The organism is Archangium gephyra (assembly GCF_042230915.1).
Lineage (GTDB): Bacteria > Myxococcota > Myxococcia > Myxococcales > Myxococcaceae > Archangium > Archangium gephyra_B.
This window is the reverse complement of record NZ_CP102578.1, coordinates 6,232,546-6,256,956: the sequence shown is the minus strand read 5'-3', so window position 1 is coordinate 6,256,956 and position 24,411 is coordinate 6,232,546. Positions and strand designations below refer to the sequence as shown.

Annotated in this window: 22 protein-coding genes; 15 read left to right on the top strand and 7 right to left on the bottom strand. The window is 69.2% G+C overall.

What is annotated here, in order from left to right; all coding sequences use genetic code 11:
- Positions 1 to 60 precede the first annotated feature (60 nt).
- From NR798_RS24600 to NR798_RS24530, 15 genes are all read left to right on the top strand, one after another.
- A complete protein-coding gene (locus NR798_RS24600) occupies positions 61 to 984 on the top strand; it encodes an ABC transporter ATP-binding protein (protein WP_375764919.1) in 924 nt (307 codons plus the stop codon).
- Positions 981 to 1,817, top strand: coding sequence for an ABC transporter permease subunit (locus tag NR798_RS24595; protein WP_375764918.1), 837 nt, complete (start codon positions 981 to 983; stop codon positions 1,815 to 1,817). The genes NR798_RS24600 and NR798_RS24595 overlap by 4 nt, the downstream gene beginning before the upstream one ends.
- Positions 1,818 to 2,930: a hypothetical protein gene (locus tag NR798_RS24590; protein ID WP_375764917.1), complete on the top strand. Its 1,113-nt coding sequence runs from the start codon at positions 1,818 to 1,820 to the stop codon at positions 2,928 to 2,930.
- Positions 2,931 to 3,204: 274 nt separating this feature from the next.
- Complete coding sequence (locus tag NR798_RS24585) at positions 3,205 to 3,900, top strand: hypothetical protein (RefSeq protein WP_375764916.1); 696 nt, start codon at positions 3,205 to 3,207, stop codon at positions 3,898 to 3,900.
- Positions 3,900 to 4,541: a hypothetical protein gene (locus tag NR798_RS24580; protein ID WP_375764915.1), complete on the top strand. Its 642-nt coding sequence runs from the start codon at positions 3,900 to 3,902 to the stop codon at positions 4,539 to 4,541. The genes NR798_RS24585 and NR798_RS24580 overlap by 1 nt, the downstream gene beginning before the upstream one ends.
- A complete protein-coding gene (locus NR798_RS24575) occupies positions 4,529 to 5,740 on the top strand; it encodes a hypothetical protein (protein ID WP_375764914.1) in 1,212 nt (403 codons plus the stop codon). Before NR798_RS24580 ends, NR798_RS24575 begins: the two co-directional genes overlap by 13 nt.
- Positions 5,731 to 6,693: a hypothetical protein gene (locus tag NR798_RS24570; protein WP_375764913.1), complete on the top strand. Its 963-nt coding sequence runs from the start codon at positions 5,731 to 5,733 to the stop codon at positions 6,691 to 6,693. Before NR798_RS24575 ends, NR798_RS24570 begins: the two co-directional genes overlap by 10 nt.
- Entirely contained in the window at positions 6,690 to 7,319 is a 630-nt protein-coding gene (locus NR798_RS24565; protein WP_375764912.1) for a tetratricopeptide repeat protein, read from the top strand. The genes NR798_RS24570 and NR798_RS24565 overlap by 4 nt, the downstream gene beginning before the upstream one ends.
- Before the next feature lie 15 nt (positions 7,320 to 7,334).
- Positions 7,335 to 8,042, top strand: a complete 708-nt coding sequence (locus NR798_RS24560) for a MotA/TolQ/ExbB proton channel family protein (RefSeq protein WP_375764911.1) — start codon at positions 7,335 to 7,337, stop codon at positions 8,040 to 8,042.
- A gap of 9 nt (positions 8,043 to 8,051) precedes the next feature.
- Complete coding sequence (locus NR798_RS24555; protein ID WP_375764910.1) at positions 8,052 to 8,678, top strand: flagellar motor protein MotB; 627 nt, start codon at positions 8,052 to 8,054, stop codon at positions 8,676 to 8,678.
- Complete coding sequence (locus NR798_RS24550; RefSeq protein WP_375764909.1) at positions 8,678 to 10,555, top strand: hypothetical protein; 1,878 nt, start codon at positions 8,678 to 8,680, stop codon at positions 10,553 to 10,555. Before NR798_RS24555 ends, NR798_RS24550 begins: the two co-directional genes overlap by 1 nt.
- 77 nt (positions 10,556 to 10,632) lie before the next feature.
- Positions 10,633 to 12,573: a hypothetical protein gene (locus NR798_RS24545; protein WP_375764908.1), complete on the top strand. Its 1,941-nt coding sequence runs from the start codon at positions 10,633 to 10,635 to the stop codon at positions 12,571 to 12,573.
- On the top strand, positions 12,563 to 13,378 hold the full coding sequence (locus NR798_RS24540; RefSeq protein ID WP_375764907.1) for a hypothetical protein: 816 nt from the start codon (positions 12,563 to 12,565) through the stop codon (positions 13,376 to 13,378). Before NR798_RS24545 ends, NR798_RS24540 begins: the two co-directional genes overlap by 11 nt.
- Complete coding sequence (locus NR798_RS24535) at positions 13,378 to 15,288, top strand: hypothetical protein (protein ID WP_375764906.1); 1,911 nt, start codon at positions 13,378 to 13,380, stop codon at positions 15,286 to 15,288. Before NR798_RS24540 ends, NR798_RS24535 begins: the two co-directional genes overlap by 1 nt.
- Positions 15,285 to 15,935, top strand: a complete 651-nt coding sequence (locus tag NR798_RS24530) for a hypothetical protein (protein WP_375764905.1) — start codon at positions 15,285 to 15,287, stop codon at positions 15,933 to 15,935. Before NR798_RS24535 ends, NR798_RS24530 begins: the two co-directional genes overlap by 4 nt.
- A gap of 15 nt (positions 15,936 to 15,950) precedes the next feature.
- Here NR798_RS24530 and NR798_RS24525 read toward each other — a convergent pair whose 3' ends face one another.
- From NR798_RS24525 to NR798_RS24495, 7 genes are all read right to left on the bottom strand, one after another.
- Positions 15,951 to 16,256 carry a hypothetical protein gene (locus NR798_RS24525; protein ID WP_375764904.1) on the bottom strand — a complete coding sequence of 102 codons (306 nt, stop codon included), beginning with the start codon at positions 16,254 to 16,256 and terminating at the stop codon, positions 15,951 to 15,953.
- Positions 16,257 to 16,317: 61 nt separating this feature from the next.
- Positions 16,318 to 17,685, bottom strand: a complete 1,368-nt coding sequence (locus tag NR798_RS24520; RefSeq protein ID WP_375764903.1) for a di-heme oxidoredictase family protein — start codon at positions 17,683 to 17,685, stop codon at positions 16,318 to 16,320.
- Between the two features lie 99 nt (positions 17,686 to 17,784).
- Positions 17,785 to 18,621 (bottom strand): hypothetical protein, encoded by an 837-nt coding sequence (locus tag NR798_RS24515; RefSeq protein ID WP_375764902.1) that lies wholly within the window; start codon positions 18,619 to 18,621, stop codon positions 17,785 to 17,787.
- A gap of 164 nt (positions 18,622 to 18,785) precedes the next feature.
- On the bottom strand, positions 18,786 to 20,303 hold the full coding sequence (locus tag NR798_RS24510; protein WP_375764901.1) for a hypothetical protein: 1,518 nt from the start codon (positions 20,301 to 20,303) through the stop codon (positions 18,786 to 18,788).
- A 62-nt stretch (positions 20,304 to 20,365) separates the two neighbouring features.
- Positions 20,366 to 20,677 (bottom strand): hypothetical protein, encoded by a 312-nt coding sequence (locus NR798_RS24505; protein WP_375764900.1) that lies wholly within the window; start codon positions 20,675 to 20,677, stop codon positions 20,366 to 20,368.
- On the bottom strand, positions 20,674 to 21,837 hold the full coding sequence (locus NR798_RS24500) for an HEXXH motif-containing putative peptide modification protein (RefSeq protein WP_375764899.1): 1,164 nt from the start codon (positions 21,835 to 21,837) through the stop codon (positions 20,674 to 20,676). Before NR798_RS24500 ends, NR798_RS24505 begins: the two co-directional genes overlap by 4 nt.
- Positions 21,838 to 22,252: 415 nt before the next feature.
- The gene (locus tag NR798_RS24495) at positions 22,253 to 24,133 is read right to left on the bottom strand and encodes a M4 family metallopeptidase (RefSeq protein WP_375764898.1); all 1,881 of its coding nucleotides are present in this window, start codon (positions 24,131 to 24,133) and stop codon (positions 22,253 to 22,255) included.
- Positions 24,134 to 24,411: the final 278 nt, after the last annotated feature.

The window sequence follows — 24,411 nt, the reverse complement described above, 5'->3', positions numbered from 1 at the left end:
CCGGACCGGCTGGCCCTTCGTCACGAGGCGCCGCGAGGCGAGCCCCTACAGTCCCGCGGCATGCATGCCATCGAGGTCGTGGGGCTCCAGAAGACGTATGGCAAGGGCTGGCGCCGCGCCGGTCAGGTCGCGCTCGCGGGCGTGGACCTGCACGTGCCGGTGGGCAGCTCGTTCGGGCTCATCGGGCCCAACGGCGCGGGCAAGACGACGTTCATCAAGTCGGTGCTCGGCATCGTGCGGCCCACCGGGGGCGAGGTGCGGGTGCTCGGCGGCGACCCCGAGGACCCCGCGGTGCGCGCGCGCATCGGCTACCTGCCCGAGCGCCTGCACCTGCCGGGGGCGTGGACGGCCACCGCGTTCCTGGACACGGTGGCGCGGCTGAAGAACCTGCGGCGCGATGCGGCCGCCCATGCGCGCCTGCTCGAGCGCGTGGGCCTGGCCGACGCGGCGGGCCGGCGCATCGGGGGGTACTCCAAGGGCATGCGGCAGCGGCTCGGGCTCGCCTCGGCGCTGCTGGGCGAGCCGGAGCTGCTCATCCTCGACGAGCCGACGGACGGCATCGATCCCATGGGCCGCATGGAGGTGCGCCGCATCCTGCAGGACGAGGTGCGCCGCGGCGCCACCCTCTTTCTCAACTCCCACCTGCTGGCTGAGACGGAGCGCGTGTGCGACCGCATCGCCATCCTCGGCGAGGGCCGGGTGCTGCGCGAGGGGCGGTTGGAGGACCTGCGGCGCGCCGGGCACCGCTGGTCGGTGCGCTTCGCACCGGGCGTGAGCGCGCAGGTGCTGCGGGCCGCGGGCTTCACGCCCGTTGGCGACGAGGGCGACGGGTGCTGGAGCCTGGGGACACCGGAGGCCGCGGCGCTCAACGCGGCCCTGAGCCAGGCGCTCGCGGGCGGCGCGCTGCTGGTGGAGTTGCGGCGCGAGGCGCAGGACCTCGAGGCGGTGCTGACGGACGCGGTGGGCGCGGGGGTGGCGGCATGAACGGAGTCCTGGGTATCGCGGGCTACGTCTTGCGCGAGGCGCTGAGCCGCAAGTTCATCCTCGCCTTCCTGGTGGGCATCACGCTGCTGCTCCTCACGCTCACGTTGTCGCTGCGCATCGAGGTCCTGGACGGCGCGCTCGCCGCCACGCGGTTGTTCGGCCAGTCCCTGGACCACGCCATCCAGGCCGTCGACATGGCGCTGCGGCCGCTCTACATGGTCACCGCCTGGCTGGTGTTCTACGGCGGCATCCTCTTCGGCCTGGTGGCGTGCTCGGACTTCGCGCCCAGCCTGCTGTCGCCGGGCCGTATCGAGCACCTGCTCGCCCTGCCGGTGCGCCGCTGGCAGGTGCTGGTCGGCACGTTCGTGGGCGTGATGACGTTGGGGGTGGGCGGTGCGGCGTACGGGGCGGGCGGCCTGTGGCTCATCCTCGGCATCAAGACGGGGTACTGGACGGCGGGGCCGCTCATCGCGGCGCTGCTCGCGTGCGTGGCGTACGCGGCGGTGTACGCGGTGATGCTCACCTGCGCGACGCTGGTGCGCAGCGCGGCGCTGTGTGCGGCCGCGGGTGGCGTGTTCCTGGTGCTGGGCGTCATCGCCGGCTTCCGGCGCAGCATCGCGCCGGTGTTCGAGGAGGGGGTGAGCCGCACGGGCTTCGAGCTGCTCACGCTCTTCCTGCCCCGCCTCAGCTCGCTGGCCAACGCCTCGGCTTCCATCGCCGCCTCCATCCCCCTCGAGCAGCGCTCGCTGGGGGCGGTGATCGCGGGCGTGGGCCTCTTCGGCCTGGGCGCGCTCACGCTCGGCCTCTGGCATTTCGAACGGAAGGACTACTAGATGAAGACGCGAGGCGCGCGGTTCCTGGTGCTCGCCGTGGTGGTGTTCGCCGCCGCGGCGCTGCTGATGTGGTTCGGACAGGGCGAGGAGGCGCTCAGCGCGAGCGAGCAGCCGCCGGTGGAGTTCCCGCGCCGGCTGCGCGCCCAGGAGAAGACACGCGCACAGGCGCGGCGCACCTGGGTGAGCCCAACGCAGCCGGACGCCGGGCCCCAGGGGGCGACGGACCCGCTGCTCGCGGCGCTGCCGCGAGGCAAGGGCAAGACGGCCGTGGTGCTGGAGGCCAACGCCCTCCGCCACTCCCCCATCGGCGAGCTGCTGCTCGAGTGCCTCTATCGCGACGGCGGCAAGCAGTTGCAGCAGCTCAAGGAGCGCACGGGCATCGACCCACTCACGGACCTGGACCGGCTCGCCATCACCGACGAGGGCCTGGTGCTGTCGGGCAACTTCGGCCAGGCGAAGACCGACGAGCTGCTCGGGCAGCATGGACGCTCGAGCTACGGCGACTCCGCGCGCATCTACGAGCCTCCGGCCGAGCGGGCGCTCGCTGACGGCGGCGTGGGGCGGGGCGGCGGGCCCACGCTCGCGACGTGGCGCAACCAGATGATCGTCGTGGGCCGGGACCGCAACGGGGTGCGCGACGTCATCGACCGGGTGGAGGGGCGTGGCCCGCAGGAGCCGCCGGTGCTCGGCGAGACCGCGACGTACGGCGAGGTGTACGGCGTCATCGCGACCCGCACCCTCGCGAACGTCCTCCCGCCGGAGCAGCGCGAGCTTGCCGAGCAGCTGGTGCGCGCCGCGGGCGCGGTGGAGTTGCACGTGGACGCACGCGGAGATGTGGCGGTGGTGGCGGACGTGAAGGGCGAGGATGCGCAGGCGGTCTCGGATCTGGGCAAGAGCCTGGGCGGAGCGCTCTCGCTCGCGCGGATGCGCGCTCAGAGCCAGGGGCAGGAGGACCTGGCGAAGCTGCTCGACTTCGCGCGCGTACGGCCAGACGGGGAGGCGTTCCGGATGGAGGTGGCCCTGCCGCTCGACGTGCTGAAGGAGCGGCTCGCCTTCTGCCGTGAGCCTGTCCCGGAAGCGGCGGCCGGGGACGGAGGGGGGGAGCGGCTGTAGAGGCCACGAATGGTGTGCGCGGGGGTGGGCTTCCTGGACGCGACGGTCCGCCTGGACTCGGAGTGTTGTTACACGGACAGTCCGGGATCCTGATATGGTCGCGCCCGATCATGAACGCACATGCGACATCCGTGTCGCGGATCGCTGGACCTGGCTCGGACAGCACGCCTCGTTCTCCCGCTGAAAGGCGTCGGCGCAACGGTTGCATGAGGTCGCCGACCACATGACTGGCCGTGTTGTGAAATCCGGGCGGAGAGCGAGTGGCGCGGGCTGGGTGCTGCTGTTGGGCGCGCTGCTCTCCGGCTGCGTCACCACCGTGTACCAGCCGCTCAGCTCATTGCAGCGCCCGGCGATCGTCGATCCGCGGCTCGCGAACTTCGAGGGCATGCGCCTGCTCGTGCGCTGCGTCCCGGGGGACTACCTCACGGCGCCCGACGCCGATCTCCTCTGCCGCAAGGTCGGCGCGCTGTTCCGGAACCAGGGCGCGAAGGTCGAAACCGACGTGCCACGCCATGGCGGCGCGTCGCGGAGGCTCGACCCGGGCGCCCAACCCGACCTGATCGTCGATCTGTCGTCGCGGCTCCTCCACAAGGAGTCCAGCGGCCCGTTGTGGGCCCTCACGGTGCTCTCCCTCACGCTCGTGCCGGCCTTCACGGAGTACAGCGTCGCGCAGGACGTGAGCATTCGCGACGCGAGCGGATTCCTGCTCGCCTCCGACAGCCTGAAGGCGCGCTTCATCGAGTATTTCGGCGCCGGAATCTGGGGCGTGAACTGGATGCTCGACACCCTCGTACGCCCGCCGGAGGAGGAGCTCACGGGCGAGGCGCCGGCGCGGGACTTTTCGCGCGACTTCTACGCACAGCTGAGCCAGCTCGCCTTCAACGCACGGGTCCGTTCCGACGTGCTGCGCTCGTTCGAGCCCCCTTCCCAGGGCGGGGGCGGCCAGCGCAAGACAGGCGCGGAGCCGTAATGGAAACCCTGCTGGTCTTCCTCCTGGTGCAGCTCTCGATGTCCTCGGGGAACCCGTACGACCCCGCGCCCGGCCTCTGGCACGACAAGTCCGAGGCGCGGAACCTCGACTGCTCGCGCGTGAGCCAGCAGCGGGCGCATGAGCTCCTCCCGGGCGAGCTCCCCGCGCCGCCCGCGCGCCTGGCGAACCAGGAGTCCGAGGCGCTCATCTGCACCCGGCGCATCATGCGCAATGGAGAGCGGCCGGAGCGCGACGAAGTCATCCTCGCTTCGCTGCGCAAGTCGGTGGGAGAGATCACCGAGGCCGCCAGCGCGTTGGGGCCGGGCGAGCTCAACTGGCACGTCGATGCCTTCTATCCCCAGCCCGAGGTGGCGGCGAAGATCTCGGTGGCGGCGCGCACCGAGCTCGCCGAGCAGGGCCGTAGGGTCTCCGACAAGGTTCCGGTCCTCGCCGCTGGCGACATCGCGGTGCTCGGCCGGATGGCGCCGAAGGATGCCTATCCGCTGGCGTGCAAGCGCTACTTCGCTCAACGCGTGCTCGGCGAAAATGACGCGTTCCTGGGGATCATGCTGATCGACACACGGGAGACGCAGCTCCACGCCGGACTGTGCCTCAACGGAGAGTGGAGATGGCTGCGATGAGGCCGGCGCTGCTGGCACTCACGTTCGCGCTGGTCTCCTCTTCGTCGTGGGCGGCGGCGGACCCGGAGATCGCCGAGGCGCAGCGAGCGCAGATGGAGAAGCTCCGCGCGGAGGTGGCGGGGCAGATCCAGCTGCAGGCGTACGATCTGCTCGACGAGCTCGTCTACGGCTGGACGCGGCAGCCGGTCTTCGAGCTGGAGACGCCGGTGGTGCTCGCCGACGTCACCGTGCCGGTGGGCTTCGGCAGTGGACTGGCGGCGCTGATCGAGAACCACTTCGCCGAGCTGGTGGTGAAGAACCCGCGCACCCGGGTGACCCTGGCGCACTGCCCGCAGTGCACCGCGGTGGTGGTGCACTCGGGCGCGAAGGGGACGATCGTCGCCCGGGGCGTGGACCAGCCGGAAGCGCTGGCCGCCGCGGGCGGGCTCTCCGGTGCGCGCCATGCGATCTTCCTCGACTTCGAGGCGGAAGGCAGCGCGCTGGTGTTGCGCGCCCGCATCACCTCGCTGGAGCCGGCGCTTCCGATCATCCACGCGCGGACCCTCACGACGTCCACGTCGTCGCCAGCGCTGCTGCGCTCGGGGGACCAGCTCAAGAGCGCGGCCGAGGCGCGCAAGGAGTACCTCGACGCCCTCCAGGGACGCGGCGTGTTCAACGTGCCGATGCGCATCGCGGTGCGCAGCTACGGCCCGCCCTCCGGTGGGGGCTCGATCGCGGCGATGCCCTTCATCTGGCTCCAGGTCGGGACCGAGGTGGCGCTCACCCAGGCGCGGGCCTGGAGCGGCACCTTCTCGGTGGGCGTCACCTGGCTGCCCCAGCTGCACACGGGCTTCATGGCGCAGGCGCGCATCTCCCGCCTGCTCACCGGCTCGGTCGCCTCGCTCACCCGGCCGGATCTCTACGTCTTCGTGGGCGGCTCGGTGATCTCCATCCACGGGCAGGGCGCGCGGGTGTTCCAGAACGAGGTGCTGAACCTGGAGGACGTCCTCTCCAGCATCCCGGATCTGCTCATCGAGCCTCACGCCACCTTCGCCGCGTTTCCCATCGGGCTCGAGCTGCGCGTCGGGAACCGCATCGGGGCTTCGGTGTTCCTCGAGTCCGCACCGGCGCTCGACAACGCGCCCGCGGTCGGTGCCCACCTGGACCTCGGCCTCCTGAGGTTCCACACGGTGGGCGCGGAGGTGACGTTTTGCTTCTGAAACGCCTCGCACTCCTCGCCGCGTTGCTGCCGGCCGTGGCCCTCGCCCAGCGAGACACCTCGCGCGAGGCGCTCGTCCGGGTGGAGGAGACCCTCACCCTGCGCCTGGAGCAGGGCGGGATCGCGTTGAAGGACGTGACTCCCGCCATCGTGGTGAGCGTCTCGCCGGCTTTCGAGGAGTCGAAAGCCTGGTACCCGACCGCTGCGTTGCAGACCCTGGTTCGCGTGTTCGGCTCCGCCGCGCTCCGTTCCTGCGAGGCGTGCATGGCGCCGCGCCTGTACGTGGAGGAGGGCCGGCTCGAGCAGTTCACGACCGCGCTGGGAGCCGCGGAGATCATCCGGCTGGACGAGAACGCCCGTGGAAAGGCCCCGCCGGCCCGGGTGGCGATCTGGCTCGACGAGACGCCGGAGGGCGTGTCGTTGCGGATCATCGATCTGCACAACAGCCGCATCGTGTTCGTGCAGAACTTCGATCCGGGGCTCACCGAGATGGCCCGCACCCAGCGCAACTTCACCCTCACCGAGGAGCTGGAGCGGCGCGCGCGGGGAGACAGCCTCACCCACACGTTCCTCGACGTGACGGTCTACCCCGGCCAGCACGTCTCCCTGGATTGGGTGGAGCAGTGGGGCGCCACCAACGCGAACCTCGCCGGCTTGTCCGTCTCCGCCTTCGATCCGGTGATTGGCGTGGGTGGCGCCTACTACCGCGTCATCCCCAACGCGTTCAACCTCATGGTCGGCGGCAAGATCCTGATGAGCGTGCCCAACGCCGTCATCAGCGGCATCAGCGGCGGGCCGGTCGATTTCCTCGATCCGCTGCTGACCGCCGTCTTCGTGGCGCGCGTGCCGATCGCCAGCTCGAACTACGGCGTCACCTTCACCGCGTCCACCAACGGGAGAATCGGCATCGGGATCTCCCTCATGAACATCACCGCGCTGCCGTTCCTGCCATGAACCGAATCCTGCTCATCCTGCTGCCGCTGCTGGTCTCCGCTTGCGCGACGCGGAACTACACCTATTACCTGGTCGAGCCGGCGCCGAAGAAGCCCGAGGTGCTCAAGGAGGAGGGGACGCTGGTGCGGCCCTTCGGCTTCGGCTCGACCACCGTGATGAAGGTCCGCTGGAACGACGGCAACCTGATGACCGAGGTCGACGTGCCCATGCTGGCCTCGGGCCAGCGCATCGTCATCGAGCACGGCGCGGGCAACGGCGATGTGAAGACCCTTCCCGCCAGCCGGGTGGTGCCACCGCCGCCCGCCGCGGCGGACAAGGCGCTCATCGAGGCCTACCGGGCGCGCGGCCTGCGCATCGACGACGAGGCGCCGGAGGTGAGCATCACCCGCGCGCGCACCTTGATGGAGCAGGCCACCCGCGGGGGCAACTACCACCTGGCCCTTGAGTGGTGTGAGACCGTGTTGGCACGCTACAAGTCGCACCCCGAGTTCCTTCGCGCCAAGGGCTCGCTGCTCCTGATGATGGGGGAGCGCGAGAAGGCCATCGAAATCTACGAGCAGGTCGAGTCCATCGAGAGTGAGCCTGGCGTCCGCAAGAAGCTCGAAGAGCTCCAGCGCCAGCAGTAACAGGAGAAGCACCTCGTGCAGATCATCGGTTTCGTGTTGTTGGGCTTCATCATCTGGTACGGGTTCAAGGATCGCAGCGACGCGGTGATCTCCGCGTTCGACGCCCACGCGATGGTGATGGTGCTGGTCGGATCGTGCTCGGCGGTGCTGGTGAGCTCCAGCCACACCACCGCGTGGCGCACCATCCTGTGCCTGCGCGAGCTGATCCCCGGGCTGGCGATGTTCAGCCGGACCACCCGGGAGATGGAGGCCGAGCGCGAGCAGCTGTCCGCCCTGTGGCGCGACGGCAAGCGCAGCCAGGCGGTCGATCTGGCCGGGAACAGCCGCTTCCCCGCGGTGAAGCAGATGCTGGAGTTGATCCTGAACCGGGCGAACGAGGCCTCCAGCAACAAGACCTTCACCGAGCTGCGGCATGAGGAGATCAGCCGGTGGCAGCCGGCGATCCACAACTGGGAGATGCTCTCCAAGCTGGGGCCGGCGTTCGGCATGGTCGGCACCATTACCGGCATGATCCAGCTCTTCCGCAACATGAGCTCGGAGAACCTCAACATCGGCGCGTCGATGTCGCTGGCGCTGCTCGCGACCTTGTACGGCGTGGCGTTCGGTGCCGGCGTGGCCGGGCCGATCGGGCACTTCCTCAACGGGCAACTCGACGACCGCCTGGGGCTCCTCGAGCGGTGCGAGAAGAGCGTCAACGAGATCGTCTCTCGCGGCGAACGGTGAAGGTGAGCCATGCAAAGACGGAAAGCGGGGCATGAGGAGAGCTGGCTGCTCAGCTATGCCGACCTGATCACGAACCTGCTGCTGTTCTTCGTGGTGCTGCTGACCGCGGCGAACTTCAACAAGCTGAAGATGCAGCAGATCGCCCAGAGCATCTCCGGCCAGCAGAGCCCGGCGAGCCTGGAGTCGATCCGCAAGGAGCTCGAGGCGCAGATCGCCGCCAAGAACCTGCAGCAGCTCGTAACCACCACGGTGACCGAGGCGGGGCTGGAGGTGTCGCTCAACTCCGGGCTCGTGTTCGACTCGGGCAAGGCGAAGATCCGGCCGGAGTTCGAGGAGACCGTGGCGTCGATGCTGAAGGAGCTCGCGCCGTATTCGTCGAAGTACAACTTCGCGGTCGAGGGGCACACCGACTCGACACCGATCGTGAGCGGTGGACTGTTCGCGAGCAACTGGGAACTCTCCAGCGCGCGCGCCATCATGGTGCGGCAACGGCTGGAGGAGGTCGGGATCGATCGCGCGCGCATCCGCGTCGAGGGCTACGCCGAGACGAAGCCGCTCCCCGAGCAACTGCTGAAGGGCCTGAGCGAAGACGAGCGCCTGGCCCGGCACCGCCGTGTCGTCGTGAGGATCTACTGATGAGAAGCATCGCCGTCCTCGTCGCCTGGCTCGCGTTGAGCGCTGTGGCGCAAGCCCAGACCCAACCCCCGGTCGGCGCCAGCCTCCCCGCCGGGCCGACGCCGGTGCCGCAGAGCCATGTCCCCGCGCCCGTCCTCCTGGAGCTGCGCACGCTCGAGAGTCAGTTCGATCTCGCGCTGGCACAGGACTGCGCCCCCGAGCGCTGCTTCTCCAAGGGCTGTGTCTACCGCGACCACGTCACCGTCGACATGCCGCGCACCAGCTCGCTGCCCGGGCTCGGCCAGACCGAAGGTCCCGGCAGCGTGCCGCCGCAGGAGTACCTGACGCAGGCGCAGTGCGAGTTCACCCACGAGAAGTCGGTCCCCACCCCCGACGTCCAGGCCCTGGTCCGGCGCCTCGAGCAGCGGCTGTCGAAGGGGTGGCTCAAGGTGAAGGTCGGCCGGCAGATCCTCGAGCCGATCTCTCCGCGACTGCGCGAGTCTCCGCCTCCGCCCGAGCCCCCGAAGCCAGTGGAGCCGCCTGCGCCAGTGGTCGAGCAGAAGCCAGTGGAGCCGCCAGCGCCGACGACGTGGGAAGCCGATGTCGCCCTGCGGGAGCTCTGGGTCAGCCTGCTTCCGCACTTCTCGTGGATGATTGCGGTGTTCCTGGTGACGATGGCGGCGCTGACCATCATCTGGGCCCTGCGCCGCCTTGGGCGCGAGACGATCGAGGAGAAGGTGCTGGCGGCGCAGCTCGCGGCGGGTTCGCTCGACAAGCCGGCGGAGGCCGAGACGCCCCCGGCCGCCGGGGAGCCGTCTCCTGTCGGGGCGGACCCGGCGCTTGCCGAAGGGAAGGCGGAGGACGCGTTCGTCACGGCCCAGCAGAAGCTGTGGAACGAGCGGCTCGCCCAGGCCGAGCTGGCCAAGGACGAGAGCGTGGTGGTGGAGCTGCTGCGAGACTGGCTGAAGGCCGGCGAGTTCGAGCTGCTGGCCAAGGCCATCTTCGTCTTCGGCGATCGGCTGTCCCCGGCCTTCACCTCGGACGGTGAGCTCGCTGTCCGCAAGGTGGAGTTCGCCGAGTACTTGAAGGCGGTGGACGAGAAGGCGCTGCGCTCGGACGCGGAGTTCTTCCGCGTGCTGAACCAGCACGCCATCTCCTCCACGCTGATGGCCCAGGCGGATGCCGAGGTGTACCGCAGCCTCCGCGAGGAGTTCGGCTCCAACGGCGTGGCGAGCCTGATCGAGAGCCTGCCGCCCCATCATGGGGCGCTGCTGTTCGGGCACGTGCCCACCGACGGCCAGCAGGATGTGGCGCGGATGATGTCGCCCGAGCTGCGGGTGCGGATCGCCAACGAGCTGCTCGCGTCCAACCGCATCTCGAAGGAGGAGACGGTCCACCTGTTCGAGGTGCTCAACGCCGCGCGCGCGGGCAAGCCGCTTCCCCCGGCGCCTCCGGCTCAGGGCATCCTGGATCGGGGCCGCCAGTTCGACGCCGCCGGCGCGCTCTCCGTGCTGTTGCCGCTGATCGGGTCCTCCGAGCGCGGCGAGCTGTTCGCGCGGGCGCAGGAGCGCTCCGGCGGGACGCTGCCGCTCTGGTACCAGGACATCCTCTACGGCGACATGCTGCTCAAGCTGCCCGAAGAGCTCCAGAGGGACCTGCTGCTCGACGTCGACGTCCGGGGGCTCGCCGGTTGGTCTTCGGTGCAGCAGCCCGCGTGGCGGGAGAGCTTCATCGCGCGGCTCGCACCGGCGATGCAGAACGCCATCCGCGCCAACATGTCGTTCATCTCGCGCGAGGAGCAGCGCACGGCCGCGCGGCGTGGCCAGAACGAGTTGATCTCGGCCGTGAAGAAGCAGGTCGCGCGAGGGAAGGTCTCCTTCGCGGAGATCATCGCCTAGGTGGGGTGGACGGGATGGACCGCGTGCGCCTGCTGCTCATCGGAGTTACAGCCATCGCGGTCGCCTCCTGCGAGAAGGTGCCGATCGTCGACATCAACGCGGGCTTCTCGCTCGCGGACGTGGCCTGGTTCGACGAGGAGGACACGCTCTTCGTCTTCTACCAGGCCAACGCCGAGCAGGGGCTGGGGCCCGAGAGCCAGATCGAGCTCACGTACCGCACCGATCACTTCGAGCTGCCCTGGACGCCGCTGTCACGGCTCAGCACGGTTCACACCCACGTTCCGGCCGACTGCGGCCCCAAGAGCGTGTGCGGCAGCACCAGCCTGGCGGTGGGCGAGCCGCCGCGTGATGTGAAGTTGCGGCTGCGCTACCACCGTGACGGCGAGATGACGCTGACCGCGCCCGTGGCCCTCAACATCATCGGCAAGGGGCCGGCGCACACGAACCGGAGCCTGCTGGTGTACGGCGTGTTCGACGAAACCAACACGCACGTGCAATGGCGCGCCCGGCACCAGTTCCCGACGCTGCGCAACCACGACGTGCAGAAGTACGGGCTGCGGCGCCACTTCTCCATCGCCGACCGGCGGCACGGCGCCATCGCCGCGGAGTTCGGCGAGAACCCGTACGGCTACGGTTCGGTTCCGGGCTGTCCGGGAGCGCTGCCGCCGCTGGACCTCGGACCGGTGGAGACTACCGATCGGGCCGTGTTCGACGTGGGCACGCTTCCGCTGTCCGCGTCCGAGTCCCCGGTCGTCTGTGCGCGCTCGACCGTCACCGATGCACAAGGGGGCACCTTCGAGGCGGTGGCGCTGGCGCGGAAGAACCCTCGGGTCCGCCCGGCCTTCCCGGTCCTGCGCAGCCCGATCACCGAGAACACCCCGGTCAAGTTCATGTTGCACCCGTGCCGGCGGACGATCTCCTCGCCGCATTACGCGATGCAGCAGCAGCGTCTCTTCCTTGAGGACGCTCCGGAGATCTGCCTCGACGGCTGGACGGCTCCCGGGTTCGCCGACGAGCTCGCCGCCCAGTTCCGCACGCGGATCGATCTGGTGCGGATGCAAGGGCGGGACATGGTCCTCGTGCTGGGTTTCCATCACGACGACACGACGGGTCGGCTGGGCGCCGTGCTCGAGACGGCGCTCCAGAAAGTCCTGCCCTTCGAGCGGGACAAGAGCTCGCCGCGGGTCACCGGGGCCTTCGTCTACGACAGCGTGGTGCACGCCGTCGGGATCCCGGAACTCCGGCGGCTGGTGTTGTGGTGCCCCCCCAACCACCTGGTCGACGATCTCGACGAGGTTCCAGCGGAAGCGGCGAGCCGTTGCCCCGCGGTGTCGGAGATCCCCGACCTCAAGCTCGGGCCGTTCCGCTTCAATCAGATCCCCATCCTGACGACCCGTGCGCAGTACCTCAGGTTCATCGAGAAGTACTCGGAGGCCCAGGCGGGGAGGATGCGCTCGATGTCGTTCCGGGCTCCCGAGCACACGCCGCTCTCCGACAACATCCCGGCCGGAGAGTTCGGGACCGCGACCTTCTACAACAACGAGATGATCACGGCGGAGCCGGGCGATGCGTTCTCCTATTGCCCGGACGCGGACACGAGGAAGATGGTGTTCCGCACCTCGATCACGCCGGCGCCGGCAGGGCTCGAGCTGCTTCCCGAGCTGCACCAGTTGGCCCCGCAGCCCGCGTATGCGCTCGGGCTGTTCTGGGACTTCCCCTTCCTGTTGAAGGCCCAATACGAGAGCTACCTCGCCGGAGCCGCGACGGCCTACTCGTTCACCGTGCCGTTCGGAATCGTCAGCTCCAACGAGGAGACCTGGGCAAGCCAGCTGTGGACGACGGGCGAGTTCCCCGTGGGCGACATCCTGGCGCAATGCACGCGCTTCTGCGATCACCCGACGTTCGATGCGAGCGTCACCTACAACGTCCAGTCGCTGTTCCGGGACGTCTACCGCAGGCAGTGCTACCGCCCGGTGTTTCCGCGGCCGGATGACGGAGGCTTCCCGCATGATCCGTAGCCTCCTCGTCCTCTTCGTCCTCCTGTCGTTGCCGCGCGCCGTGCTGGCCGCGGAAGCGCAGGCCCCGGAACCGTCCCCCGCCGGCGCGGAGAAGGCCGACGACACGCTGGAGGGCTTCCGCACGCCGCTCGACGCGCTCACCGAGCGGACGATCGGCGCGGCCTCGAAGTCGGTGCGTTTCGACTGGCGGAAGTCCACCCTCGGGTTCGGGCTGATCGGCAGCGAGCTGCTCGAGCGGAACAACTTCGGCAGCACCCGCTTTGGTATCATGGCGCGCAAGCCGTTCGGGAGCTTCGTGGGGGAGGTGGCCGTCACCCGCGCGTTCACGTGGGGAACCGACAGCACCGAGAAGCTGGCGCTCACGCCGTACCGCCAACACGGCCGCCCCAGCCGCGTCGAGCTCGACATCAACGTCGGGTACCCGTTGGCGGAGGGCGTGGTGACCGCGATGCCCGGCTTCTTCCCCGCGACCGAGCTGGTGTTCTCGGCCAACGCCGGCTTGCGCTACCTCTTCTACCCGGGGTCGATGAGCGGCATGAAGTTCCAGGAGGTCGCCACCTCGCTCCTCGCGCCGCGCCTCACCGACCACGAGCTGGGGCAGCTCGAGTCCTCTCGGCCGGGCGGCATGCAGATAGACACGGCCCGGTATGGCCTGCTCGCGGGGCTCTCCGTGGATGTGTACTTCGGGTCCGGAGGCTTCCTTTCGCCGCGGGCGATGATGGCCGTGCCGCTGTTGGGCGGTATCACCGGAACAGGCCTGGGGCTCTGGTGGGAGCTCTCGCTCGCTCTGGGCTGGACACTCTGATGCGCTGGGCCGCCGTCATCGTCGCTGGCCTGTTGTCGAGCGCCGCGGCCGCGGAGGAGACGGCGTCCAGGCAGACCGTGGTCTTCTACAACGCGCGCCTCGCGCTCCGGGACCATCGTCCCGAGGACGTGCTCAAGCTGTGGCTGCTTCGCAACAGCCTTCTCCAGCAGGGCGAGCGCCCGCGAGAGGATCCTGAATTCCGCTCCGTGGTGTGGGCCGCGCTCGGGAGCCTCGGGCTGTGCCAGGAGGGGTTCGAGGATGACGAGCGGGAGGGCGCGGGCCTTTGGCCGCTGGGGCTGCACAACTCGATCGTCCACGGGCTCAGCAGTGGCCCGCCGCCCTCGACGCCCGCGCCGTGGGACGTCTTCGAGGTCGGGCGCCAGCAGCGGTTCATCTCGCTGCAGGACGTGCTCTCGGCGGAGGAGCTGCGTTCCGTGACCTTCTTCCGGACCGGCTGCCTGCTGCCGGCCACCACGGCGCTGCTGTTCGGAGGGACCCCGTTCCTCGACCTCGAGGATCGGCTGAGCGCGGGCTGGCTCCTGCGCGCTCTGCTGATGCGGTCGCGCGCCACCCTGGTGCGGGAGAAGGTCCGGAACCTGTCGGTGCTGGAGGCGCGCATCTTCGATCTCGACCTGGTGCTCGCGGACCTGCAGGCGCGCGAGGCGCGTCGCAACGCTCGGAGTATGGCGCAGCAGGCCCGGGTGGCCGGCGTCTCCGCAGCCGGCGCGGCGGAGCTCCGGAGCAAGCTGGAGACCTTCCCCGAGAACTCGCCGCGGGCGGCGTTCCTTCGACGAAGCCTGACCTGGACCCCGCAGGAGTGGATGGCGCTGAACCGGGAGCGGCGGCTGTTCCTGTTCGCTCGGGCACAACCGCTGTCGAAGGACCCGGACGCGCTCCAGAAGCTCATGCTCGGGATCATCGACGAGCTGATCCGCCGCAAGGACGGGAAGGAGCTCGAGGCGTGGATCGGTTTCGTGGGAGCGAGCGGCTCGACGGAGCTGCGCGGCGCGCTGACCTCGGGCGAACGAGGCAAGCGCCTCCTCGAGCTCGATGAGAGCACCGGGTTCCGCGAGCGATCCGTCGTCGCGCTGCACCGGGGCGTGGGCTTCCTGGAGGCGGGAGAGCTGCAGGAGTCCCTGCGAGCCTTCGCGTACGCCATGCAGCAGGCCGAGACCTCGCGCGAGGCAGCCGTCACCCTGGGGCTCGCACGGCGGTGGCTGTCGTACGTGCTCTCCCGCTACGAGACCAACGACGAAGTCGTCGCCACGCTGAAGGCGCTGGTTCCGCGGCAGGAGTACAACCAGGTCATCGAGGATCTGGTCTGGCGCGCGGCGCTGCGCGCCGACGATCGCTCCTTTGAGCTGTTGACCCGGACGGCCCGGCGCGGTGGTTCTTTCGACGCAACGCTCGAGCGGCTCCGGCCGCTGTCGCAGGGCAAGCCGGGAGAGCTGGCGACGCGGCTGCGCGACGCGCTCTCCGAGGAGCCCTCGTCGGTGCTGAGGTTCGTGCGGCAGCTCATCGAGAACATCGAAGCGGAAGATGCGGACGTCCGCCGGGCCAACGTTCCGACGCTCAAGGGTGTGCTCGAGGTGCTCCGGCCGCTGAGCGTCGAATCCAGGACGTCCAAGTCGCAGAGCCGCGCGGCCGACGAGCTCATGGAGCGGACCCAGTCGATCCTCGACGGCCTGAGCCACCTCGACGACTCGGTGAGCGGGAACGCGCGGGCGCTGTCACCCACGCGCTCGACCTTTGCCGGGAGCATCCGCCTCGCGCCGGCCGATCCGTTGCCATGGCCCTTCAGGCCGCCCGAGCCCGAGGCGCCGTCCGTATTCACGCCCATCGTGCTCGAGCCGGTGGAGTGGCGGGACGCGAAGGGTGCACTCGTTTTCGGGTGGAGGCTCACCGAATGACCCCCCGGGAGCTTCGGCGCGAGATGAGCCGGCGCAAGAAGGAGCTGCGCCGCTCGGCAGCGCTCATGAGGCAGGCGGCACGCGAGCGGATGGAGCAGGTCCCAGCCGTCCGGCGCGAGAAGAGGCGGAGACGTATTCGTCGAGCGGTGACGTTCGCCGTGCTGCTGCTCCTGGCGATGTTGACGCGCTGTGAATGCGAGCCGTCGCCGCCTGCGCCGCCACCGGAGCCGGTGGTGGAACCCGCGCCAGAGGTGAAGCCGAAGAAGCCCGCGCCGCCCGCGAGCAAGCCGAAGGCCTCCAGCAGCGATCGGATGGGACGCCAGCGGCGGGGGAGCTACCAGAACGAGGCGCAGACGTCGCCGGGCTGGTTGGATGACTTCCGCCTTCAGGTCGCGGCGCGCAGCCCGCGCCTGGCCCAGTGCTTCAGTGGGACCGAGCGGCCCGGGGCGCTGCGCTGGACGTCCGCGGTGAACGCCGCGAGCGGCTCCGTCTCCGACCATGCGCTCGAGCCCGTGGGAACGGGCGGCGATCTGAGCGGGAAGCAACGCGACTGCGTCCTGGGCGTCCTCTCCAGCCCGGGCTACCGCCTGAAGCCCGAGCAGAAGCAGGACCTGCCTGGCCGGGTCAGCATCGTCATCGAGTTCTGACGAGGGGCTGGAATTCTAGAAAGGTACTTTGGGGGAATTCACCGCGACTCCGCCTGGATAGACGTCATAGGTGACGTCTGTTGTTTGGGAAACCCTGACTTGCATTCTGGCATTCGCGAGGGAGCCGGAACCTACCTCGAGCTTCTTGAAGTTGGAGCCATCCAGAACCTGTTCTTGGCGATCGAATCCCAGGAAGCTCACGCCATAGCGAACCTTGATTCTCGCTCCCGCGGGCAGCCGGAAGAATGCCGTGCCCTTGGCATTCCAAAATGACTCCACGGTCCTCCAATCGCCGCTTTCAATGCGCTTGACCCTGATCACTTCATCCTCCTGTCTGCTCAGGAAGAGTGGGAAGCGCTCGAATGTGACGTGGTGCGGCACATCAAAGCGAGCGGAGGAAGGCCACGAGCGCTTCCCGGTCCGCGCGCTCCAGCCGCTTGAAGCGCTCGCGCGAGGCCTCCGCCTCGCCTCCATGCCAGAGGATGGCTTCCTCGAAGCCGCGGGCCCGCCCATCATGCAGCAGCCGGAGCTGGTGGTTGACGGTCTCCAGCAGCCCCAACCCCCACAGCGGCGGCGTCCGCCACTCGGAGCCCGTCGCCTCCGCGTCCGGGCGTCCGTCCGCCAGCTCCTTGCCCATGTCGTGGAGGAGCAGGTCCGTATAGGGGCGGATCGTCTGTCCGGACAGCTCCGGGATGTCGGCCACCTCGCCGGTCCGGAACTCGGGGTGGTGGCACGAGGCGCAGCCGGTCCGCTGGAAGAGGGCCTGGCCCCGGCGCACGGCGGGCGCGCTCCAATCCCGGCGCGCGGGCACCGCGAGCAGCCGGATGTAGAGCGTGGTCTTCTCGAGCAGCTCCGCCGGGAGCGCGGGCTCCCCGCGGGTCTGCATCACCGATCGACAGGCCTCCTGTTTCGGCGTGCAGGTGGACTCGGGGTAGAGCGGGGAGGTGAGTCCGAGATCCTCCGCGTAGGCCTTGGCGATCTGCTGCTCCAGCGAGGGCTGACTGGCCTTCCAGCCGAACCTCCCGAGGACGGGTTGGCCCGTGCGCACACTGGTGACGCGGTTGGGACGCCCCGAGATGCCATCGCCATCGGCGTCCTCGGGATCAGCCCGGGCGAGGAGGTCCGCCTCGGGGATGGCCTCGAGCAACCCCAGGCCGAAGACGGTGGAGGGAATCCGGGGGGACCACTGCGTCCGCGGCGCGAGCGGTCCATAGCCCAGCGGAGTCAGCTCGTAGTGGGGCCGCCGCAGGGTGTACGGCGTCGTGTCGGCATAGCGGCCCTTGAGGGGGACGTACTTCACCTGGACGGTCCCCTCGGCGGGCACCTCCGGCGTTCCCCGGTCATTGAACTGCCCGCCATACACGGGCTCGGGCGCGCCTCCGGGCACCTCCGCCGTGGGGACGCTCAGCCGGATGAGCAGCGGGGCCTCGGGACCGAGCGCGTCATAGGGACGGTCGCGGCCATCCTTGAAGTGGCACGAGTTGCACGCCTGGGCATTGGTGAGGGGGCCGGCCAGGGCGTGCGGCGGAGCGCTCCAGTCCCTGACGAACAACGCCTTGCCCTCGTGCAGCGTCCTCCAGCGCGCGGGCTCCATGTTGCCGAGGGCCCGGCCAAAGGCATTCAGGGTGGTGTCGAAGACCGTCGTGGCCCCGCCCGGCAGCTCCTCTCCCGGAGAGGGGGGCGGCACGCCCGGCGCTTCTTGGGGACCCGCGGCCAGGACAACGGTCAGACACCACCAGGCTTTCATCATGGGCAGGTGCCTCGGCTGGGCATGGACGCGTGTTTCTTCGGGAGACACGGAGCGGAAGAGGGAGACAGGGCTCCCGCCTTCCGCTCCGGGACGACGGGGTTACTTGCTGACGCCGACGGTCTGGTCGCCGATGCGCGCCGTGCCGCCCGAGGCCTGGAACAGGATCTTCTCGAAGCTCACGTAGGGGTAGCTGCCCGTGCCGCGAACCTCCTCGGTCATGACGAGCTCGTCGGCCTCCACGGTGTTGCCGTCCGAGAGGATCACGGGCCGCACCGTATCCCGGACGACCCAGCGGCACGCCCCCGCAAGGACCTCATTGCTCACATTGTGGAACCCGATGGGGCGGGGGCACCGGGTCTCGCAGTAGAGGCAGGAGTTGTACTGCTGCTGGGCGCAGGCGCTGTAGCAGTCGGGGACCGTCTGGTAGTAGGGGCGGCACGAGGGGGAATTCCCGCCGGGAATGGGCATGGCCCGGGCGGCGAGCTGCCCGCTCGGAATTCCCCGGACCTCGGCCTGCAACTCGCCCTGGCGATAGGCCTGCAGCGTATAGGTGGAGTCCGCTCCCGAGCTGGTGAAGGTAGCGGAGATGTCGCGCGCATCTCCCTTCCTCACGGAGGTGGTGGTGCTGATCGGAGCGCCATCCGACACGGCGGTGAACGTGGTCTGCTGCGTGTCGCTCATGGGAGAGGTCTCGTATGCGGCGGTCCAGTCCGTGGCCTGTCCCAGGGAGATGGCGGCGCCATCCGTACCGCGCTCACCGAGGTTGCTGAGCAGGACACTGGTCTCATCGAGCGGCTTCAACTGGGCCTTGCCGATGGCGCAGACGTTCAGCCCGTCCGACTTCACGCACTCCTGCGCGTGGCTCTGCGCGAGGGGAAGGGCCAGAGCCACCACGGCGACCCAGCACGAGGTTCCAAAGCTTCGCAGCGAATGCATGGACATCTCCTTTGGCCAGGAAGGGGGGCCTGGCTCGTTTGGGGATGTCTTCAACTTCGGTGCCACGGTATGAGCGCTCATGGGTGGAGAGGGGCGGTGCTCTCCCGTCCCGAGGTGCGTGGCCAGGGGGGCAACGGGGTGAAGCGGCCGTGTTGCCTGGCTGGCTACAGCGGTGCTCCCTCCGCGCCCTCCGCCGCGGGCGCGGAGGTGATGATGTGGCAGGCCTCGAGCTGCTCCAGTCCGAGGCTCAGCTGGGAGCTCGCCTGCTCGGGAGAGAGGTTCGCTCCGACGATGGAGTGATACTGCTCCCCGATGGCGCTCTGGCTCCGGCCGTCGCACAGCTCGGAGATGATCCAGGAGTGGAGGTTCAGCAGTTGGATCCTGGGTTCCTCGGGGACGAAGGCCAGCAGGTACCCCACGTCGGTGATCGGCCGGGCCCGCAGCCGGGGGTTTTTCCGGAGGCTGCGCGGCGCGGGCGGCTCCCCAGCCGGTGACACGGGGCGGACCGGGGCCGTCACCCGAGCCATCCCGTCGGCGCGCTCGCGCTCGCGCAGGGCGCCCAGGAAGGCGGTGGCCTCCGTTCCGAGCGGCTCCAGGCATTCCAGCAGCCAGCGGACGAACCTGCGCCCATCCGGGGTGAGGAAGGGCGTCCACCTCGTGGCGAGTTGCTCACCGAGGTAGCGGCAGCGGGCCATTCCCGTGGCGTACGGCCCCTTGCCGGAGACGTGCACCACCGACATGGCGTGAGCGCTGACCGGATGCTGGCCGGGCGATCCGTACTTCCCGTGGAACCGCTGCCCGAACTCCCGGACCGCGGCCTCGTAGAGGACGAAGTGGACGTAGACATGGAACGCCGAGAGCGCCCGCGCCACCGTGAAGTCGTTCTCCTGCTCCCGCCAGGGGAAATCGACGTCGGCGTTGCGCGCCACGAGCGCGCTGAAGCGCGAGATGTCGGCGAACCGGGTGTGGAGCCCCTCGTGCAGCAGGTGGCCTGCGGTGTCCCACGGATTGCGCAGCTCCTCCGGCGACAGGAGGATCACCCCCGGCAGTCCATCCCCGGCCGAGCCCGTCAGCAGCCGTGCGCCTCCCAGGCGCATGATCGCCAGCGCGATGCTGTGCGTATGGCTGAGCACGGTCGTGGCGGTGTGGGGGAGCATGTCGGCGAAGACCGACAACGCCTGATCGAGCGCGTGGACCATCTCCGTGTCGGGCGTGCAGAGCGTGGCCCGCGCGTCGGTGCCCTCCATGAAGTACCCATCGAAGTTCTTCATGAGCCGCTGCACGAGCGGATGGGACGAGCGCTTCACGTCCCACAGGTAGAGCTGCCGCTGGGGGCCCACCCGGAAGCTGGAGCCGATCTCCTGCTCGGTGAGGCCCAGGCGCCCGGTGGCCTTCAGGCTCTCCAGCGCCCAGCCGCAGAGCTCCTCCAGCGGGTGCGGCGAGCGCAGCTCCCGGCGCTCCAGACGCTCGAAGGCGTCCTCCATCCAGAACTGCACGAGCGGATCGAAGAACAGCTCCTTGCGCATTCCGGCCGTCCAGCCCGGCATCAGCTGCACGAGCTCCGCCACGGCGGGCAGGTGCGCGGCGAACAGCTCCAGCCCGAAGTGGTAGCGCTCCTCGACGATCTGCAGGATGGGCTGGGGATTGCCGAACTCCGGATCCTCCGCGAGGCGCCGATCCACGGACCTGATCAGGGACTCCCGTTGCGACTCCGCCATGGCTGCCGTCCTTTCCGCGTCTGGTTTCAACGCGCCAACGTCCCGGGGTTCACGACGGGGCGGATGACCTGGTGGGCCAGCAGGTCCCGCAGGCCTTCCTGGAGCTCATGCTCCGCCTCCTGGCGGCCCGTGGTCTCCGCCACCGCCTCCGCGTAGGCCTCCGTCAGCTCCGAGGCCGGACGGTGGCGGCACAGCTCGAGGATGAGCCAGGCCTTGGTGTTGAACCATTGGATGCGTGGCTGCTCGGGCGTGAACACCATCAGGTACCCGAGGTCCGGCAGCCCCCGGAGCTTCACCCCGGGGAGCAGCTCATAACCCGCGTTCGTGCGCTCGCTCATACCGCCACCCCCATGTGCTGCGCCGGCTCCCGGAGCCCCGGCTCCACCTCGTCCAGACAGGCCGTCAGCCACTCGACCAGATTCCGGCCATCCTGGGTCAGATGCGGGCTCCACTCGCCCTGCAGCTTCTCGCGCAGGAACTTCGCCCGATCCAGCGAGCGCCCGTGGTGCGCGGTCTGATCATTGCGCGCCACGGACATCGCGTGGACCCGGGACTGGTACGAGAGGGGCTGGCCGTAGCGCTCGAAGATGCGCGGGTCCGCGTGCTCCACGGCGGACTTGAACAGCAGCATGTGCACGTAGACGTGGAACGAGAACAGCGCCCGGACGAGGCTGAACCGGACCGCGCGCCAGGGAATGACCACCGTGAGCTCGCGCTGCTGGATGAGCGCCTGGGTGCGGACCACGTCGAAGAGCTTGAGATGCAGGCCCTCGTGGAGCAGGTGTCCGGCGACGTCCCAGGGGTTGGGCAGCTGCAAGGGGGAGATCACGATGGTGGACGGGACCAGGTCTCCGCCGGAGCCGGACAGGAGGCTGCCTTCCTCCTTCTTCACGTCCAGCAGCGAGATGGCCGAGATGTGCGAGAGCGCGCTCGGGCCGACATGCGGAAGCACGGTGGAGAGGATGCCGTAGGCCTGCTCCAGCCGCTCCAGCACCTGCGCATCGGGGACCAGGCACTGTGCAGCCTCGGAGGTCGACGCCCGGAAGTTGGCGGCGAGCGTCTGGAGCCGGGCATCCTCGGGGCGCTCGAAGCGGCCAATCCAGGCCTCGCGGAGGCTCCCGACCGAGAAGCCGGTGGACAGGCGCGCCTCGGTATAGGTGCGCCGCGGGTCCTTGGAGAACTCGTCGGCCGCGTCCGCGAGGAAGCGCTCGAACGGATGGGGCGGTTTCAGCGCCCGCTGCTCCAGGTGCTCGAAGGCCTCCTCCAGCGCGAGCCGGAGTCCTGGATCATGAAAGAAGCGCCGCTGCGCCGCCTCGTCCCACGAGGCGATCCGCGAGAGCAGGGGGCGGAGCGACGGGAGGTAGTCGGAGAAGATCTCCAGACCGAACTGATAGCGCGCGAGGTTGCGCTGGAGGATCTGTCCTGAATCCCCGAACTCTGGATGCAGCGAGAAGGCCTGATCGGATGCGGCGATGGCCGTGTCTCTCGAAGCTCTCATCGTGGTGACCCTGAAGGGGGGAGGGCGGGCACTGTGCGGCGCGGACGATGAAGAGGAACTGCGCGCACGAGGCACGCAGCTCCCCGTTCTTCAACTCACTTGACCACGTAGGGCGGGAACCAACGACGCTCCTCGCTGGAGCCGGAGGTGACCTTCGGCGCCTGCGTTCCCTGGTTGGCCAGGAGCTTCTTCAGGGTCTCGACAGTGTTGTTCACGGGGGAACTCCTCGTTGTCGGGCCTGCCGGGGTTGGCAGGTTAAGAGCAGAGTACATGACTCCGTCTGGGTTTGTCCCATCCCAAGATTCCGAGAGAGTTTTTCGAGCAGGGGTTGAGAAATTCAATAAAGACGAAGCCCCCGGGAGGCAGTGCCTCCCAGGGGCCGTTCAGCTCAATGCGGGTTCAGCGAGCCAGGGGCTTAGAAGGTGCCCTTGAGCGAGACGCTGGAGTACGAGGAGTAGCCGTTCAGCATCACGTGCATGCGCTGGGTGGTGCTCTGCGCGGCGATGTTGCACGTCTCGTTGTTGCCGCTCAGGAACGGACGGCAGGTGTACGAGGACGTGGTCGGCTGCGAGCCGATCTTCACGTACAGGTCCGCGTCACCCGTGCCACCGCTCATCACGAAGGACGAGGCGCGGCCGGCCGTCACGTCCAGGTAGTAGAACTTCTGCGAGCCCGCGGCGCCCGAGATGCCGGTGGTGGCCACGCCGTTGGTCAGCGGGGTGGAGGCAACCACCACGCCCACGCCCACCGCCTGCCAGGCCTGCGACACGGACGTCGCCGAGTAGCCGAGCGCCGTCGCGGCCTGCTCGGTGTACGTCTTCGCCTGGGCGAAGGTGGTGGAGGCCGTCATGTAGTCCACGTTGGCCTTGTAGAAGATGGCGCCGGCCTGCTGCACGCCGATACCCGTCACCGCGACGGTGCTCTTGCCGCGCGGGTGCGTGCCGCCCTTGGAGAGCAGCGTGAAGGCCAGGTTGGCGATGCCCGAGCTGTAGTGCACGTCCTTGCTGCCGGCGGTGCTCGTCCAGTAGTCGAGCGAGACGCCGTCCTTGGCCGGATCGTACATGTAGCGGAGCGCGTCACCGGCGGTGGCGGGCGTCCAGATGTCGTCGCCGACCATGAACACCGCGTTGGTGGTGGCCCAGGTGCCCGAGGCGTAGCTCTCGCAGTAGGCGCCGAAGATGTCGCTCATCGCCTCGTTGAGGCCACCGGACTCACCCGAGTAGGTGAGGTTGGACTCGTTCTCGGTGACGGCGTGGGTGAGCTCGTGCGTGGTCACGTCCGCGGACAGGCCGAGCATGCCCGACTGCACGCCGTCGCCATCGCCGTACACCATCTGGGTGCCGTCCCAGTAGGCGTTCACGTAGTTGGTGCTGTAGTGCACCGTGCTGATGAGCGTGGCACCCAGGTTGTTGATGGAGTCGCGGTTGAAGTTGTTCTTGTAGCAGTTGTACGTGCCACCCAGCTTGTCGTAGTTGCCGTCGACGTGGGCGTCACCCGTGGCCGCGCCGCCCTCGGAGCGCTTGAGCGTTCCGGGCAGCGTGGTGCCGTTGTTGGCGCTGTACACCTTGCGGTTGAGCAGGCTGTGCACCTTGGAGTTGCGCTGCACCAGCGAGCCGTCCTTGGCGCTCACGTAGACGAGATCGCGGATGGGCATGTCCGCGCCCTCGCCCGTCACCAGCACCTCGTAGGCCAGCTTCAGCTTGCCGTCCTGGGTGGAGCGCACGTACACCAGCCGCGTTCCCTCGGAGGCCAGGTGGCGGCCGGAGGTGGAGTCCAGGGCAACGACGCGGGCGGCGTCGGGGGAGATGGTCGCCTTGGAGGAGACGATCTCACCGTCGCGCGCGGTGCCGTTGACGGCGGTGATGATGCCGTCGGCCGCCACGTGGAGGACGAGCTCCTCGTTCACCACCGGCAGGCCGTTCTTCGTCTGGCCATAGCGCAGGTGGGTGACGCCCTGCTCGTCCACGCGGCTGCGCGTGGCGACGAGGTCGGTGGCCTGCAGGCGGAACGCGGCGGCGATGGCGGGCAGCGCCTGGCTCACGCGGCTGTGCATGTCCCCGGCGGCGAGGCTCGAGCTGGCCGAGCCCAGGTTGCCGCTGAGCATGTAGGGGAAGCTGTTCTCGTCCGCGCCCACCACCCGGGCGGACGGCAGCGCGGCGAGCGCGGCCTGGACATCGCCGAGCGAGTCAGCGGCCTCGTCGGTCTTCTGCGCACCCTCGGGGAGCTGGGTGTTGTCGACCTCGCACGCGGCGAGGGGAAGGGCGAGCAGCGCAACAGCAAGGAAACGCGTACGCAAGGGGGGACTCCTTCGGGTCGGCGACGAGATGCCGCCGGACGCGGGACTCCTAGAGCAGGGATCGGGCCAACCCATGAACCCGGTGAATTCCCTCTGAGCCCGCATATCCCGGAGGACCCGGGTGGAGCACGGATGTCACATCCGGCACGGCCCCGAACGTACCTGGGTTTTACATCCGCTCCGTGCAAGCGGCTGATCTCCGCCGGATTCAGCGCTCGGCAGGGGGTGGCCCTAATTGCCCCATCTGTCCCAGGCATGAGGATGAATTGCCCCAGGGT

Bases quoted from the DNA above. Each gene is read 5' to 3' on its own strand.
- NR798_RS24600 (WP_375764919.1), top strand. From the start codon at position 61: ATGCATGCCATCGAGGTCGTGGGGCTCCAGAAGACGTATGGCAAGGGC.
- NR798_RS24595 (WP_375764918.1), top strand. From the start codon at position 981: ATGAACGGAGTCCTGGGTATCGCGGGCTACGTCTTGCGCGAGGCGCTG.
- NR798_RS24590 (WP_375764917.1), top strand. From the start codon at position 1,818: ATGAAGACGCGAGGCGCGCGGTTCCTGGTGCTCGCCGTGGTGGTGTTC.
- NR798_RS24580 (WP_375764915.1), top strand. From the start codon at position 3,900: ATGGAAACCCTGCTGGTCTTCCTCCTGGTGCAGCTCTCGATGTCCTCG.
- NR798_RS24575 (WP_375764914.1), top strand. From the start codon at position 4,529: ATGGCTGCGATGAGGCCGGCGCTGCTGGCACTCACGTTCGCGCTGGTC.
- NR798_RS24565 (WP_375764912.1), top strand. From the start codon at position 6,690: ATGAACCGAATCCTGCTCATCCTGCTGCCGCTGCTGGTCTCCGCTTGC.
- NR798_RS24555 (WP_375764910.1), top strand. From the start codon at position 8,052: ATGCAAAGACGGAAAGCGGGGCATGAGGAGAGCTGGCTGCTCAGCTAT.
- NR798_RS24550 (WP_375764909.1), top strand. From the start codon at position 8,678: ATGAGAAGCATCGCCGTCCTCGTCGCCTGGCTCGCGTTGAGCGCTGTG.
- NR798_RS24540 (WP_375764907.1), top strand. From the start codon at position 12,563: ATGATCCGTAGCCTCCTCGTCCTCTTCGTCCTCCTGTCGTTGCCGCGC.
- NR798_RS24535 (WP_375764906.1), top strand. From the start codon at position 13,378: ATGCGCTGGGCCGCCGTCATCGTCGCTGGCCTGTTGTCGAGCGCCGCG.
- NR798_RS24530 (WP_375764905.1), top strand. From the start codon at position 15,285: ATGACCCCCCGGGAGCTTCGGCGCGAGATGAGCCGGCGCAAGAAGGAG.
- NR798_RS24520 (WP_375764903.1), bottom strand. From the start codon at position 17,685: ATGATGAAAGCCTGGTGGTGTCTGACCGTTGTCCTGGCCGCGGGTCCC.
- NR798_RS24515 (WP_375764902.1), bottom strand. From the start codon at position 18,621: ATGCATTCGCTGCGAAGCTTTGGAACCTCGTGCTGGGTCGCCGTGGTG.
- NR798_RS24505 (WP_375764900.1), bottom strand. From the start codon at position 20,677: ATGAGCGAGCGCACGAACGCGGGTTATGAGCTGCTCCCCGGGGTGAAG.
- NR798_RS24500 (WP_375764899.1), bottom strand. From the start codon at position 21,837: ATGAGAGCTTCGAGAGACACGGCCATCGCCGCATCCGATCAGGCCTTC.